At 56.4% G+C, this 14,709-nt stretch carries 13 protein-coding genes; 1 reads left to right on the forward strand and 12 read right to left on the reverse strand.

Annotation, left to right across the window (positions count from 1 at the left end; genetic code table 11):
* Positions 1-203 precede the first annotated feature (203 nt).
* Positions 204-3,326: a vitamin B12-dependent ribonucleotide reductase gene (locus tag VMJ32_10435; protein ID HTQ39438.1), complete on the reverse strand. Its 3,123-nt coding sequence runs from the start codon at positions 3,324-3,326 to the stop codon at positions 204-206.
* 189 nt (positions 3,327-3,515) lie between these two features.
* Here VMJ32_10435 and VMJ32_10440 point away from each other — a divergent pair, with 189 nt between their 5' ends.
* Positions 3,516-3,776: a hypothetical protein gene (locus VMJ32_10440; GenBank protein ID HTQ39439.1), complete on the forward strand. Its 261-nt coding sequence runs from the start codon at positions 3,516-3,518 to the stop codon at positions 3,774-3,776.
* Between the two features lie 380 nt (positions 3,777-4,156).
* On the opposite strand, the gene rplU is transcribed toward VMJ32_10440, so the two are convergent.
* The 11 genes from rplU to VMJ32_10495 all read right to left on the reverse strand — a co-directional run bounded on the left by rplU (position 4,157) and on the right by VMJ32_10495 (position 14,643).
* Positions 4,157-4,474, reverse strand: coding sequence for a 50S ribosomal protein L21 (gene rplU, locus VMJ32_10445; protein ID HTQ39440.1), 318 nt, complete (start codon positions 4,472-4,474; stop codon positions 4,157-4,159).
* A gap of 63 nt (positions 4,475-4,537) precedes the next feature.
* Positions 4,538-6,247, reverse strand: coding sequence for an Rne/Rng family ribonuclease (locus VMJ32_10450; GenBank protein HTQ39441.1), 1,710 nt, complete (start codon positions 6,245-6,247; stop codon positions 4,538-4,540).
* Positions 6,248-6,322: 75 nt separating this feature from the next.
* Positions 6,323-6,964, reverse strand: a complete 642-nt coding sequence (locus VMJ32_10455) for a TIGR03936 family radical SAM-associated protein (protein HTQ39442.1) — start codon at positions 6,962-6,964, stop codon at positions 6,323-6,325.
* A 69-nt stretch (positions 6,965-7,033) separates the two neighbouring features.
* The gene (gene ptsP, locus VMJ32_10460; protein ID HTQ39443.1) at positions 7,034-8,767 is read right to left on the reverse strand and encodes a phosphoenolpyruvate--protein phosphotransferase; all 1,734 of its coding nucleotides are present in this window, start codon (positions 8,765-8,767) and stop codon (positions 7,034-7,036) included.
* 307 nt (positions 8,768-9,074) lie between these two features.
* Positions 9,075-9,398 (reverse strand): HPr family phosphocarrier protein, encoded by a 324-nt coding sequence (locus VMJ32_10465; GenBank protein HTQ39444.1) that lies wholly within the window; start codon positions 9,396-9,398, stop codon positions 9,075-9,077.
* 153 nt (positions 9,399-9,551) lie between these two features.
* Positions 9,552-10,028 carry a PTS sugar transporter subunit IIA gene (locus VMJ32_10470; protein ID HTQ39445.1) on the reverse strand — a complete coding sequence of 159 codons (477 nt, stop codon included), beginning with the start codon at positions 10,026-10,028 and terminating at the stop codon, positions 9,552-9,554.
* Between the two features lie 126 nt (positions 10,029-10,154).
* Entirely contained in the window at positions 10,155-10,475 is a 321-nt protein-coding gene (gene raiA, locus VMJ32_10475; protein ID HTQ39446.1) for a ribosome-associated translation inhibitor RaiA, read from the reverse strand.
* A 272-nt stretch (positions 10,476-10,747) separates the two neighbouring features.
* Positions 10,748-12,253 carry a hypothetical protein gene (locus VMJ32_10480; GenBank protein HTQ39447.1) on the reverse strand — a complete coding sequence of 502 codons (1,506 nt, stop codon included), beginning with the start codon at positions 12,251-12,253 and terminating at the stop codon, positions 10,748-10,750.
* A gap of 52 nt (positions 12,254-12,305) precedes the next feature.
* Positions 12,306-12,842, reverse strand: coding sequence for a hypothetical protein (locus tag VMJ32_10485; protein HTQ39448.1), 537 nt, complete (start codon positions 12,840-12,842; stop codon positions 12,306-12,308).
* Positions 12,797-13,321, reverse strand: a complete 525-nt coding sequence (locus VMJ32_10490) for an RNA polymerase sigma factor (GenBank protein HTQ39449.1) — start codon at positions 13,319-13,321, stop codon at positions 12,797-12,799. Before VMJ32_10490 ends, VMJ32_10485 begins: the two co-directional genes overlap by 46 nt.
* A 281-nt stretch (positions 13,322-13,602) precedes the next feature.
* Positions 13,603-14,643 carry a hypothetical protein gene (locus VMJ32_10495; GenBank protein HTQ39450.1) on the reverse strand — a complete coding sequence of 347 codons (1,041 nt, stop codon included), beginning with the start codon at positions 14,641-14,643 and terminating at the stop codon, positions 13,603-13,605.
* Positions 14,644-14,709: the final 66 nt, after the last annotated feature.

Here is a 14,709-nt window from a genome sequence, read left to right on the forward strand (position 1 = left end):
TCGGCCACGATGATTTTGTGGACGGCGCCCGCAACGATGAAAACTAATTAACCGAAATCAAACCCCGGTCGATTCAAAAGGTTGCTCGTGGGCCTCCAGCCCCCAAATCCATTTCGAGCAACCCGTTTTGCCTTATTCAGCCAGGACCTGGGTGAACGAAATAATCGTCCACTTACCGGATGCTGCCTGCCGCCTGCTGTTTTCTAGGAACACCCCATTGAATTTCCGCAGTTGTGGCACAGGTAGCAATTGCCGTTGCGGACCGTAATAGCGCCGCAGTTGTCGCAACTGGGTGCATCCAGTTGGAAGTTGGCAAATTGTTCCTCACGAGCCACGGCGCCTGCATTTTGATCAATGTGCATGGCCGCGCCGGCCCGCTGCAACATGGCAGCATTGTCGGCCACGATGCCGGATGTCTTGCCATGGCCGTTTGTGCCGGCGTGCACACCGTTGGTGGCGGGCTTGGCCACTACTGGTTTGGCCGACGAGGTTTGCTTGGCGGTGCTTGCGGCTTCCGGCGCGCGACCAACGGCCGCGGTTTTTTGGGCCGGCTCCTGACTCTTGACGCTTGAGCCCTGAGCCTTGACGCCGGGACCCGGCACTTCGCCGGCTTTGGCCAACAGGACGGCCTCTTCGGCATTCGTTCCTTTGTTCGCTTCCTTGTAGCCTGGCAAAAATTCATTTCCCATCCAGCGGAAAATGTAATCGACCAGGCTTTTGGCAATGCGGACGTCGGGATTTTTGGTTTGCCCCATCGGCTCGAACCGCATGTGCGAAAACTTGTTGACCAGCACTTCCAGCGGCACGCCGTATTGCAAACTCATCGAGACGGCCGTGCCGAAAGCGTCCATCAATCCGCCGATGGTGCTCCCCTCTTTGGCCATGTTGATGAACAGCTCGCCGGGGCGGCGAATTTCATCCCGGTTGTTGGGATCTTTGCGATCGTACAACCCGACGGTCAAATAACCCTCGTGACCCACAATCGAAAATTTGTGCGTCACCGAATCCCGCGTATCCGGCAGTCGTTCGCGGCGGGGAACGGCCACCGTTTTAGCCGCCGCCTTGTCACTTTCGGTGCCGGTGTTCAGCGGCTGGCTTTCCTTGGAACCATCGCGATAAATAGCCAGCGCTTTCAAACCGAGCCGCCAACCTTCCATGTAGGCATTGCCAATGTCGGCCGGCGTGCTTTCGCGGGGCATATTCACCGTTTTGCTGATCGCGCCGGACAGGAACGGCTGGGCGGCGGCCATCATGGTGACGTGGGCACGCCAGGCGATAGAGCGCGTTCCCCGCAGCGGTTTGAACGCACAATCGAACACGGCCAAATGCTCCGGTTGCAAGTCGTCGGCGCCTTCGATCATGTCGTTTTTCTCGATGTACGCCAAAATCGACTCGATTTTCGGCTGATCGTAACCCAGCGTTTTCAGCGCCGAAGGGACGGTGTTATTCACGATTTTCAGCATGCCACCGCCGGCCAATTGTTTGTATTTGACCAGCGCGATGTCGGGCTCGATGCCCGTGGTGTCGCAATCCATCAGGAAGCTGATGGTGCCCGTGGGCGCCAACACCGTGGCCTGGGCGTTGCGGAAACCGAACCGCTGCCCCTCGTCGAGCACCTGATCCCACAGATTGCGGGCCGCGTCTTTCAAATAAGCGGGGCAGGCCGGGTTGATTTGCTCCACGGCATCGCGGTGCATTTGCATGACGTCGAGCATGGGTTCGCGATTTTGCTCGAAGGCATCGAACGGACCGACGGCGGCGGCCAATTCCACGCTGGTGAGATTAGCGGCCCCGTGCAACAGGGCCGTCATGGCGCCGCACAAACCGCGGGCGGCGTCGCTATCGTACGGCACCCCGCCGGCCATCAGCAGGCTGCCAAGATTTGAGTAACCCAAACCCAGCGGACGGAAGCGATGACTGTTGCCGGCGATTCTTTTCGTTGGGTAACTGGCATGATCAACCAGAATTTCCTGCGCGACGAAGAAGATGCGGCAGGCTGATTGGAACCGTTCCACGTCAAACGTGCCATCGTCGCGCCGGAACTTCATCAGGTTGATGCTGGCCAGGTTGCAGGCCGTGTCGTCCAGGAACATGTACTCGCTGCACGGATTGCTGGCATTAATGCGGCCGTTTTCCGGGCAGGTGTTCCAGCGGTTAATCGTGGTGTCGTATTGCACGCCAGGGTCGCCGCATTGCCAGGCGCATTGGGCCATGCGTTGCATGACGTCGCGGGCTTGGAACGTGGGGCCTTCGCGGTCCGGCTTGGTTACCCAGTGCGTGGTCCAGGGCTGATCTTTTTCCACGGCCTGCATGAAGGCATCGCTGACGCGGACCGAAAGGTTGGCGTTTTGGAACAAGATGGAGCTGTACGCCTCGCCATTGAAATTCGATTCGTAGCCCCCCTTTTCGATCAGCACGCGGGCTTTGTTTTCCTCCTTGGCCTTGCACTCGATGAAATCCATGATGTCGGGGTGTTCCACCTTCAGCGATTGCATTTTAGCGGCGCGACGAGTTTTGCCGCCGCTTTTTACCACCGCGGCAATTTGATCGTACACTCGCATGAACGACAGCGGTCCGCTGGGGCGTCCGCCGCCGGAAAGTTTTTCGCGGTGGGAACGAAGCGTGGAGAGATCGGTGCCGGTGCCGGAGCCGAACTTGAACAACATGGCCTCGCTGCGCGCCAGCTCCATGATGTCTTCCATGTTGTCGTTCACGCTTTGGATGAAGCAGGCGGAGCCTTGCGGATATTCGTACGGATTTTCCGGCTGCTTGACGGTGTCGCTTTCGGCATCCCAATGCCAGTTGCACTGCGCGCCCTTCACGCCGTATTGATGAAACAAGCCCACGTTGAACCACACGGGGGAATTAAAGGCTCCGTGCTGATGCAGGCAGAGCCAGGTGAGCTCGCGGTAAAACTGCTCGCCGTCGGCGGCGCTGGCGAAGTAGCCGTCGGCCAGTCCCCAGTCGGCAATGGTGCGGCTGACGCGGTGAATGAGTTGCCGCACGCTGCGTTCGCGCTCCGGGGTGCCGTTTTCGCCGTAGAAGTATTTGCTGACGACCACGTTGGTGGAAAGCTGGCTCCAGAACTTGGGGACTTCGCAGCCGGTTTGCTCGAACAGCACTTCGCCGTTTTCGCCTTTGATGGCGGCGGTGCGAAGGTCCCACTCGACGGTGTCAAACGGATTTTCAACCGAAGTGGGGCAGAAGAGGGGATCGATGGCCAGGCCACCGGCACGCAACCGCACGGCATTTCGTTTTAAGCTTCCCATCTTCGGAGTACGCTTGAGAGCGGGTTTTGTCGACAAAGCTACATCGGCGTGGGCCATGGTTCAGCTCCTTCTGTATGCAAACAACCGGGCATCCGTACCACGCGAAGTGTACTTCCATACACTACGCACTATAACACTCGTTCGACAGGCTCGCTCTGATATTTTATGGGGAATTTCTCGGAAAACCCCGAGAAATTAACCCTTATGGGTGGCTAGTGCTGGCAGAGTCGATAACATCTATATATTGTGGTGAATGCCCTGGCGGCCACAACATACAGTGCTGGGGCGACATCTTACTCCGTTTCCACGGCGCGTCAACTCCCGCTTTTGATTCGCCACAACTCTTCTAAATGCAAGGCGTTGCGACGAATTGCCCGTCTGCTTGAGAGCCAGTTTTTGCGCTCTATCGCCCGGCTGAAGAACGAGTTTTCTCCGTGCCAGACCGTGATTTTTGGCAAGTTGCTCATCGACTTCTTGCGCCTAGCTAACCAGCGAAAAATTTTTTGAGAATTTTTTCCCCGCACGCCGTAAGCTAGGTGTCCCGCGAAAAATAGAGCGGGAGTTCAAAATCTCATAACTGATTGGGCCGCTGGAGACGCAAAGCAAGGGTTGTCCGGAAGATCTCAGCAAAGCGGTCGACCGCAGGATTGCCGTACTGTGGAAAACACACGGAAACCATCGGCAAGAAGCTGAGTCCGATCATTGAAAATCTGCTTTCCAGCTCATGGTTGTGATTCGCGCCTTAAGTTCTCCGTTGCCTCGTTGCGGTTTATTTCGCAGAGGTGCAACGCTAACAAAAACAGCCGTCCAAGGCGCACAAAACCACCCCCCGAGAATGCAGAACTAAGCTGCATTTCTTGTCGAACAGCGGGGCTAACGGCGGCTGCTTAGCCCAAAATCTTGCTGATTTTGATCTGCGTGTGCAATTGGCGGTGGCCGGTGCGGCGCTTGGAATTCTTGCGCCTGCGGAATTTCTGCACAAACAGCTTTTCGCCTTGCGTGGGCCCTAAGACTTCGGCCGTGACGGTGGCCCCAGCCACAACAGGCTGGCCAATGCGCGCAGAGCCGGCCGCATCGCCGCCAATGGCCAACACCCGATCAAAGGTAATGGTTTCACCGGCAGGCACGGTGCGGTAGTCGATATTCAGCACTTGGCCTTCTTCGACTTTAAGCTGTTTGGAACCGTCGGTCACGATGGCGTACATGGCGGTAGCTCCGCGGCATTTTTGGTGAAAATTGGAATTCGTTAATTTAGCGGAATTTCGGCCTCAGGTCGAGGTCCAGGGTCCGGGGGGCAGCTTAATTTCCCTGCCGGCGGAGTCGAAACATTCGATCACCAAATGCTCCGGAGCGGCTTCTTCCTTGCCGTAGACCTGGATGGTCATGTTCCCCTGGTCTTCCAAATGGGCGATATCCCGCCGTTTTTTGTTGTGCAGGTAATCGGCCACGTCCTTGGCCACGGTGATCGAAACCCGGGCCACACCTTCGCGCTGGGCGGCAAACATCAACAGGCGCACCACTTCAATCGCCATGCTTTCGGCGGTTTTTACCACACCGGTTCCGCTGCAAGCGGGGCAATCTTTGTAGACGCTGCGCTTCAGGCTGGGCCGAATCCGCTGGCGGGTCATTTCGATCAGGCCGAAGGGGCTGGTGCGGAGAATTTTAGTGCGGGCCCGATCGCGCTTCATCGCTTCGCGCAGCGCTCGTTCCAAATTGCGGCGATGCCGTTCCTTGCGCATGTCGATAAAGTCGTTGACGATGACGCCGCCCAAATCACGCAAGCGAAGTTGCCGGGCGATTTCCTTGGCGGCCAGCAAGTTCATTTGGTAGGCGGTTTCCTCGGCGCTGTCGTCAGCGCGAAAGTTGCCGGAATTCACGTCGATGGCCACCAGCGCTTCGGTTTGATCGACGACGATCGAACCGCCCTGCTTGAGCGGCACCTTGCGCTGGTGGATTTTGGCGATTTCGCTTTCGATGTTGTATTTGTGGAACAACGGTTCCTTGCCGCTATATAACTGCAACCGGCTAACGTAGCGCGGCATGACGATTTGGAGGAATTCCTTGGCTCGATCGTGGGCCGAAGGTTCGTCGATAAAAATCGAATCGACTTCGCCGGTGAAGATGTCGCGAATGGTCCGGATGATCATGTCGCTTTCTTCATAGATGGTGACGGGGGCGGAATTTTTTTTAATTCGACGCGTGATCACCTTCCACAGCCGCAGCAAGTAAGCTAAATCGCGAGAAATTTCTTTTTTGGTGCGGTCCACGCCGGCCGTGCGCACAATAAAGCCCAGGCCGCGGGGCGGGTTCAATTCCAGCATGATGTCGCGCAGCTTGCGGCGGGCTTCGTCGTCTTCGATTTTGCGAGAGACTCCCACCCGGCCCAACGCCGGCATCAACACCAGATAACGTCCGGGAATGCTGATGTACGTGGACAGCGTGGGTCCCTTGGTGCCGATGCCCTCTTTAATGACCTGCACCAGCAGTTCGTCGCCGCGGCGCAGAATATCTTGAATGGGGGGCTTGATGCGCGGCCGGGCGCCGAAGCGTGGTCCCCGGCGCTGGGGTCCTTTGGGACGGGGGCCGTCTTCGTCGAAATCTTCGTCTTCTTCTTTCACTCCCACTGCATCAGGCGCGGCGGCGCCTTCGGCTGCATGCTCATCACGGCGCGGCTCGTCGCGGCGGAAGTCCCCTCGGCCGCTAAATTCGATCGGTTTATCGGGATCGTACCCGCCTTGGCGGAAGTATTGCGATTCGACGTCGCTGATGTGCAAAAACCCGTTCCGGCCGACGCCAAAATCGACAAACGCCGCTTGAATGCTGGGCTCGATGTTGACCACCCGCCCCTTGTATATGTTGCCCACGTAATTGTCGGCATTGGCCCGTTCGATGTACAACTCCTCCAAAACTCCGTCTTCAACGATGGCAATCCGACACTCTTCGGGCTGCGACACGTTGATTAGCATTTCCTGTTTCATTTCGTTGCTTTCTAGTTTGGGTGGAATGAATTCGCCGTCGGCAAATCGATGGTCGCAATGCGAAACCGCAAGCGGCTATTCCACTTCCACACATGTTCGGGTGAGAAAAAAACCTTCGTACTCTAAATCTTCAATATCAAGCGCTTGCAATACTTCGCGGGGCCGGGCGCTGCCTTCGCGATCGACCCGCAGCCGCATTTGCAGTACGCCGTCTTGCTCGTCGGCGCGCCGCAGCGCTAGTTCCGTAATCAGCGGCCGCAAATCCAACGGGCTTTTCCGTCCTTCACGCTCGATGGGAAACGACGACTGATTTAACAGCCAGTCGATGCGATCCGCCAATGCCGGTTCACGCTCCCTGGGGATGCCAATTTCGAACGTGACATACTTGACTTGTGCCTTGTGATCGGGGGCCGGTAACACGTGAATTGCTCCCACGTTCATTCCCGGCGGCAGTTGCGGGCCGATGACCGTCTGCAGCGATTGGGCCGTGTGTTCCTCGGCCAGATCGACTTCCAACAATTCGTCCAAGCCGGCGATGCCCACGGCCAGGGCCGAGGGAAAGTTGATCCGCGGCTTGGGGTGAAAACCTTCCGTCATGCTCAGTGCTACCCCGGCCCGACGAAACAACCGTTCCCAGACGCGCATCAGGTCGCGGTGACTGATCCACCGCAGATCGTCTTGCTTGCTAAAGCGAATTCGCACGCGCTGGCGGGTCATGTGTCAGGGTTCAGGAATTAGGGTTCGGGATTGGAGGTTCAGCGAGCAAACGGGGAATTGCTGTTGGTTTTAATCTGGGGCGACCTTTTTCAATTCGTCACGTAAAAAGGCTTTGATGTCGCGGGCGTTTTCCATGGCCATGGCCCGCTGGGCAATCGCTTCGCACTGGGGAATGTTTGTGCCGCGGATGACGCGCTTCACTTCTGGAATGGCGCCCGGTGCGATGCCAAATTGGCGCAAGCCCAATCCAAGCAGAAGTTGCGTATATGTTGTGCTGCTGCTCATGCGGCCGCACAAATTCGTGGGAATGTTGGCGCGCTGGGCCGCCTGAATCGTCATGCTGATCAGCCGCAGCACAGCAGGATCGCAACTGTTGTACAGCCCGGCCACGTCCTTATTTCCACGATCTACCGCCAGCGAATACTGGATCAGGTCGTTGGTGCCGATGCTGACAAAATCGACTTCCTCCAGGAAGCGATCAATCATCATCACGGCGGCCGGCACTTCGACCATCATTCCCACCCACATGTCGCGACTGAACGGAACGTGATTCTCGTCCAGGTCTTCAATTACGTCGGCCAAAATCATCCGTGCTTGGCGCAATTCCAACAGCGTGGTAATCAACGGAAACATGACCCGCACGTTGCCTAAAGCGCTGGCCCGCAAAATAGCCCGTAATTGTGTCCGAAACAACGGCAAATTACGCAGCGACATGCGGATACTGCGTAAACCCAGCACGGGATTGCGTTCCTCCTCGGGACTGGGCATTTGCGCAAGTTTGTCGGCCCCTAAATCTAGCGTGCGAATGACGACGGGCTTGTCGCCCATGGCCTGAATGACGCGCGAATAAGCATCGAAATGTGTCTCTTCGGTCGGCTCGATGTCGGCCGAAAGATACAGAAATTCGGTGCGATACAGCCCAATTCCGTCGGCGCCGCGTTCCACGCAATGATCGACTTCATAAGGAAACTCGATGTTTCCCAACAGCTCAATGCTTACGCCGTCGGCGGTCTGGGCGGGCAAATTGCGCAGCGTTTCCAGGCGCACCGCCAGCGAGCGATATTGCTCGATTTCCTGCCGGTACAAGGCAACGGTTTGATCGTCGGGATTCAGAATAACCACGCCTTGATGACCGTCGATAATGACCAGGTCGCCCCCGGAAACATCGGTGAGAAAAAGGCCCACGCCGACCACGGCGGGAATTTCCATGCCTTCGGCGACAATGGCCGTATGGCTGCCGGGACCGCCGACTTCCGTCACAAAGCCCTGCACGAATTTGCGGTCCAAATTGGCGGTTTCGCTGGGCGTCAGGTCGTGCGCCAAAATGACGACGGGGGAGGTCAACTGCGAAAGTTCCTCGCGCCGGCGGCCGAGCAAATTTCGCAGTAAGCGCTTTTCCACGTCGAATATATCGTTGGCCCGCTCCGATAAACTGCCGCTGGGCAAACCCTGAAATACTTTGGCGTAGCGGCGCAATGCACGGCTCACGGCGTATTCCGGAGAGAAATGCTTGTCACGAATCAGCGTGTCCAATTCCGACCGCAGCTTGGGGTCGGTGAGCATTTGCAAATGCGCGTCGAAGATGGCGGCGTATTGCGTGCCCAACTCCCGGGCCACCGCGTCGCGGTTGGCTTGAATTTCGGCCGCGGCGGCGGAGATGGCCTGACCGAGGCGCTCCAGCTCGTTGTCGACCGCATCGCGCGCAACAAACCGCCGAGGGATGCGAAAGCCCTCGTTGTCCATCACCAAGGCTTCGCCGATAGCGACGCCGGGTGAAACGGCGATCCCCTGTAATCGCTGCATGGGAACCGTGTTCGGTTAAGCTCGGCAACATTACCGTGGGCGGCCCTCTGGTCCACAGAAGGACACACCGTCGGCTGTGGTTCGACAGGCCGCGGGCCAACTTGAGGCCCGGCTGGGCAATGCCGCGCCGAGTGGACCGAAACACAATCGCGCCAGGAGTTTCGCTGCTGGCGGGGTGTTTCGGCCCGGGTTATTTGGTTTGTTAAACGGACGGGTTTTAAAAGTTGAAGAGGCGAAATGCGGAACGTTTCGGTCCCTGCAGCTTTTTTAACTTTTCGACTTGTCGAATTGGTTTGTGTTTTCGAGCCTACTGATTTAGATTCTTCGATTCTTCCGCTGTTTGTGGTTGTCCTTCCGGCTCTCCAAAATTGCCGGCGAACAATTCGGCCAGTGCGTCCAGGGCTTGTTGGGCGTCGGGCCCGGTGGCTTCGATTTCCAGTTGCGTACCCTGCATCGCTGCCAGGGTGAGCAAATCAAGAATGCTTTTGCCGTCGACGCGTTGATTCTCCTTCACAAATTCGATTCGGGATTGATACTGCTGCGCCAATCGCACGATGAGGTTGGCCGGACGCGCATGAATCCCCTGTGGGTTATTCACCACCAACGTCCGGCTAACCTTCACGTCGTTCATTCGTTTACCGCAGGGACGCAGAGCAAATGACGAATGGCGAAACTCGAATGACGACAGACACAAATTGTCAACATTCCAAATTTTCCGTACGCGTCTTTGCGTTTGTGCGGTTGATGTCCCTCCGTTACGGTTCCATTCACGTTCCAACACCGGTCACGTTCCAAACTGGTTATTATCTGCTTCTTCCAGCAATTGCTTAATTTCTTCGGCCGTCTTGGCCTGCTTCAAAAATCGACAAAACGTGTCGTTGCGAAGCTGTCGCGAAATGTTTTCCAAGGCCCGTAAGTGATCGCCCGGACGATCCGGCGGCGAAATCAGCAGGAAAAACAATTGCACTTTTTCGCCGTCAAGGCTGTCGAAATCGACCCCTTCCTGACTTACGGCCACGGTGCCCACCAGGCGGTTCACGCTGGCGTGCTTCGTGTGGGGCACGGCCACGCCGCGGCCAATTCCGGTGCTGCCCAACTCCTCGCGCTTGAGGATGGCTTTGACGATGCCCTCTAGCTCGCCCGAGGCAATTTTGCCGGCCTCCAACAGGGCTTGAGCCATTTCGCGAATGACGCCTTCCTTATTTTCTGCATTGAGTTTCGCTCGGATCGCTTCGGTGCTAACAAAGTCGGCAAACTTCATGGACCCTTTTCCTTTCTCACCTCGGACCGCGCGAATCCGCTGTTGGCCGGAAGCCTTCGCAGGAAATAGCCAGCCGGGGTAAAACCAGCGTGGCGGCCGACCGGGCAAAACGATTCCAGCCGATACCTATGGTACTTTGGCAGCGGGCTTGCGATGACGGCCCAACACCTTGTCCTTATATTTACGGAGTTGTTGTTCGAGTTTTTGTATGGCGCCATCGAGGCTGCGCCACAGGTCGCCGGAATGTTCCGTGGCGACAAAATCGTGCTTGTGTTCGGCGTCCACGCGGAGGTCGACCACGGGGGTGGTTTCGTGTTCCAAATCGACGGTGACTTCAATGGCCGTTAGCCGTTCGAAGTACCGCGACAACCGTCCCACCTTCGCGGTGATTTTTGCCTGCGTGGCTTCGCTTAAATGGCCATGCCGGGTTGCAATTTTGATCTCCACCGAGCGCATTCCTTTCCCCAGCGTTTTTCCAGGACGCCTACTCAGGGCTAAACTTCCCAAGCCGGGTTGGGCAATTAGATTCCCTGCTTGCATAACCGCATTGATGCGGCCGTGGCCGAGAATCATCCGCACTTGGCGAAGTTCTACATCTTAACGCCCCAGACCCTGTTTTACCAAGGGGTACCCCCTGCGTCCAATTGGGTTAGGATTCCAAGCCAACCCCCGGCGATTTTCGGCGCGGCCGGTCTATTTCTACTACGCTCTACGGCGATTCAGGGCTTGCCAAGGGCCAGTTGAATTTCCCAGCGTATTTCTTGGATGGCAGTTTCTCCCGGTAGAGCGGGAGAAGTAATCAGAGCCCGGCTCTCGATCGATTGATAAGAAAACGGTTGCCCGGTCACGGGATCGTTCGGAATGGGTACTTCGTTGATGTCAGACAATTGCCGCGGAAGCTGAGCGTGATGTCTGGCGGCGTACAAGCGAATGGCTTCCACGCATCGCAGCGCGGCGACGTAGCGATCGGTTTCCACCTCCACCGATTTAACCTTTCTTAACGATGGCAACAGAATCGATGCCAACGGAATAATCTCCCGCTTCGATTTTCCGAATTCCTGTAAATCGCGATCCGCTTCAGCCATCCCCTTCAGCGCGCTGGCGGAATCGACGTAAAACCACTTGAACGTGTCATTGTTGAGCCGGTCGAACATTTCGACTTCCGCGGTTAAAATCGCTTGCGAGACCGGCATTTCTTTTATTTGCGACGGCGAGTATCCCGCTTCCTGCAATTGCTGTTTGGCCTTGGGATAGGCCGTGACCGCAAACAAGGCGCCGATGCCGTACCAGCTCAAATCCTGTTTCTGATTGCCGATGCCCGGCAGCACTTTGATCAGCTTGTCAGCCACTTGGAATAACATTTTATCCCATTCCGCTTCGGTGTGTACGGCCGTGCGAATACCGCGCAGTTCTGGGAGAAACAGGTACACAAAGCCGCCTTCAAACTCCACGCCGGTGCTCAAATCGACAATGGGGTTGGGCAAGGTAGTCAGTGCCCAGTAGAGATTTGGGCTCTTTGGCTGCTGGATCAAAATTCTGACTTGCTCGAGCATCAAATCGGTAATTTTTGCGCCGACCATGGCATTGACTAGCGTGGGTGCGGCGGCGGCATGCCGCGCCACGGCAAAGCCGGTTTTCAGCGTTTCTAGGGCATTGTCGAACTGGCCGCGCGAAATTTCGACCCGGGCCTTGAAGGCTAACAAGCGGGCCATATCGCGCAGCTTGATGAGTTCTGGAATCAGTGTCGACATATTAAATTCACGAATGGGCAAATCCCAGTCACACTGCTCGCGGTGTGCGGCCAAATTGATTAAATCCCAAAAACCGGTTGGGCGCTCATTAAAAAACTTCTGCGCTGCTTCGTTTTTGCTCAGTTCATCCACCGGCAGATTGAGCCATTCATCGAGCTGTGAAGAGGCGCCCGGAGACGATTGCGCGTCAGCATCTTGAATTGCCTTATCGCTCGCCATCATCAATGCCGCACGAAAATAATGCGGTGCGGCATTGCCGGGAGTTTTTTCAATGCCCTTGGGCAATAACTGGTATTTGAGCGCGGCATAGGGCAGATCGGCTGGATGCAAAAGCAGATGCACCGTTTCCCGCTGATCGGCCGGTGCAGCGGATGACTGCGGTGGTTTTTGGTCATCGGCCACAGTTTGCCCGACATAGACCAGCGCCAGCGCCAAAACAAAACTGCGGATGGCAAAGTTTTTTGAAGCGATCATGACAGTTTCTCTTTGCGATTGTGAGACATTTTGTGCGTTACGAAATTTATTTTCAGGATTCAGGACCAAGCAGTTCCTGACGCAGCGCCGGCAACATGAGCAACGTCGACTTTGAAGTAGCAGGCCGTCCAGCAACCGACGATTCCCGCAAACCATCAATGCCGCGGGTTAACACCAAATTGCGGAGCTGGAAATATTCGGCGCCATGGCCCACGGCCGATGGAAGCATCGGCAAATCGGCCGGCGGATATAACGCCACGGCACCTTCGCCTGCAACCCGAGGCGGTTCCACCTGTATCACATCATTTTCGCGTGGTGTGGAACGCAGCAGCAATCCGCCCAGGGCAATCGAAACCAGCGCCAGCGCCGCGGTTGCTAACCGCCATGAATTCTGAGAGTGTCGCACACGGGGGGCATTTCGAGCCGGGCTGATTTGCGAATCGAAATTCATCGCGCTGGCTTGGCCTGCCAAATACATCAATCGATCGCGGTCAATTTGACCCCCCTGCGGTGTCAACTGCCGCAAAGCAATTTCAAGGCTGTTCAATCCTTCGGCATGTTCTTCGCCGGGAGTTTCGTCGGTAGGCATGGTTCACCTAATAGGTTTCGCAAAGTCCATAAGCCAGCTTGATAACGCCGATGCACGGTGCTGGACGTGCTGTTCATGAGTTCGGCGATTTGAACAAACGTTAATCCGCCCCACAGGTGAGCGACAATCACTTCGCGTTCCTCCAATGATACTTGCGCTAGCGCCGCTGCCGCCGCTTGGGCGTCGATGGCCATTTCGCCGGGCGTCTCGGCAAACCAACGGTGCGTTTGCGCAGCCGCCGCGGTTTCGTGCCGCTGGCGACGCGATTCGGCCCGAGCGGCCGAAATTGCTCCGTTGCGCACCACACGGTACAGCCACGCCGCCGCATCTCGCGGGCAATCTTTCTGCCGCGACAATTGCAAAAACGCCTCTTGAACAATGTCGTCGGGGGTGGAGCACCATTGTCGGGCCAATAGCGTCAGCGCAGCCGCATGCTCGTCCAACAACCGGCCCAAGAGTTCCGGACCAGGAGCATTCATCAGGTTTGCGGTGCCGCAAAATGGTTTCTATAGAAAAGACGCCGTTGGCAACCCCGCATCCCATGATAAGACGAAAATCCATCATAACTTGTTATTTTTCTGGCCGGAGACGCTTGGAGCGATGGTCATGAGTCAGTTTGAAATGTAGAGGTCCCGGCGCGCCGGGATCCTCAGCCGCTGAAGCACCATTCGCTGAAAAACGGCTGGGGACCCCGGCGCGCCGGGGTCGCTACATCCGTAATCGATCAAACTGACCCACTACCCGGAGCGATGGTAGTGTCTTAAGAGTGTGTGGGTGATTTTAAGACGGCCTCAAATAACTCGTCAAAACTCCAAATATGGTCGGTGATTCCGGCCATCATCGCAGCCGTGGGGCGCTTCTGACCGCTCTTGCCCGGTTTCCGAGTCCGCCAGCAGTAATTGTAGTAAGCCGCGAACATTGCGAAAGCGGCCTCTAGGTTTTCCAGTTTCTTGGAGAAGCACAGCGTTAGCCGATTGAGCCGCTTCATAAACGTGCGCTGGGTGCCATTGAGCCGCTCAACATGCGAAGTGGTTATTGAGCGGGCATTGCGGTTGTCTATATTGCGAATGCCCGTCCGCTTGGTTCCAACCATTTCGGACGGCGTGTAGATCATGTTGGCGTTTTTATATTCCTTGATTATCGTGCCGTACTTCACGTAAGGGCCAAAGGCTAGATCAACGGCTTCGGGGTAGGCAGCGAATCCATCGGTCGATAGCTGGCAAACGATAGGATACTGGCCCAGCTTAAACGCATGGGCATCGGAAGCGTGGGGCGCGGGGAAAACTAACCGGCCAGCAACGTCCATCATAAACCGCCGGGCATTGTCGGCACTACGCTTGCCGATCAAAAAACTCGGCATCAATTTGGTGGTTTTGTCGATGCAAGTCCAGAGATAAATGTCACCTTGATCGTGGCATTCTTCCCGCTCCGTCATGGTGAGCCGCGATTGCTTCTTGGCAACGTAGGTCCACTGTTCATCGAATTGCAAGTGGCCCAGTGTTAGGCCGCGCATTTGTTGGTCAAGAAACCGCTGGCAGGCAGTGCCGAAGTGAACGATCAATTTGCAAATCGTATTGCGGTTCATCCCGGTGGTGCGCTCTGCGGCGCGAATTGACATCCCTTCCACCAAGAGACGGCAAACCATTTTGGCGTCGTCAACCGAAACTCGCATATCACCCAAAAGTTTCGGCTGTAGGTCGGTCCAGGTTTTTCCGCAGAGAATGCAGCGGTGCCGCTGGTTGCCGTGTCGATCTTTGCCGAACTTTTGTGTTTGTTCGTGCTGGCAAGTAATTTGTATCATTGCAAAGTTTCCCGTTGTTAGGGCGACTTTGCGTGGTAGAATGGACTTGTCTAGGGACCATTCGGC

The sequence above is a fragment of the Pirellulales bacterium genome, from assembly GCA_035499655.1.
Lineage (GTDB): Bacteria > Planctomycetota > Planctomycetia > Pirellulales > JADZDJ01 > DATJYL01.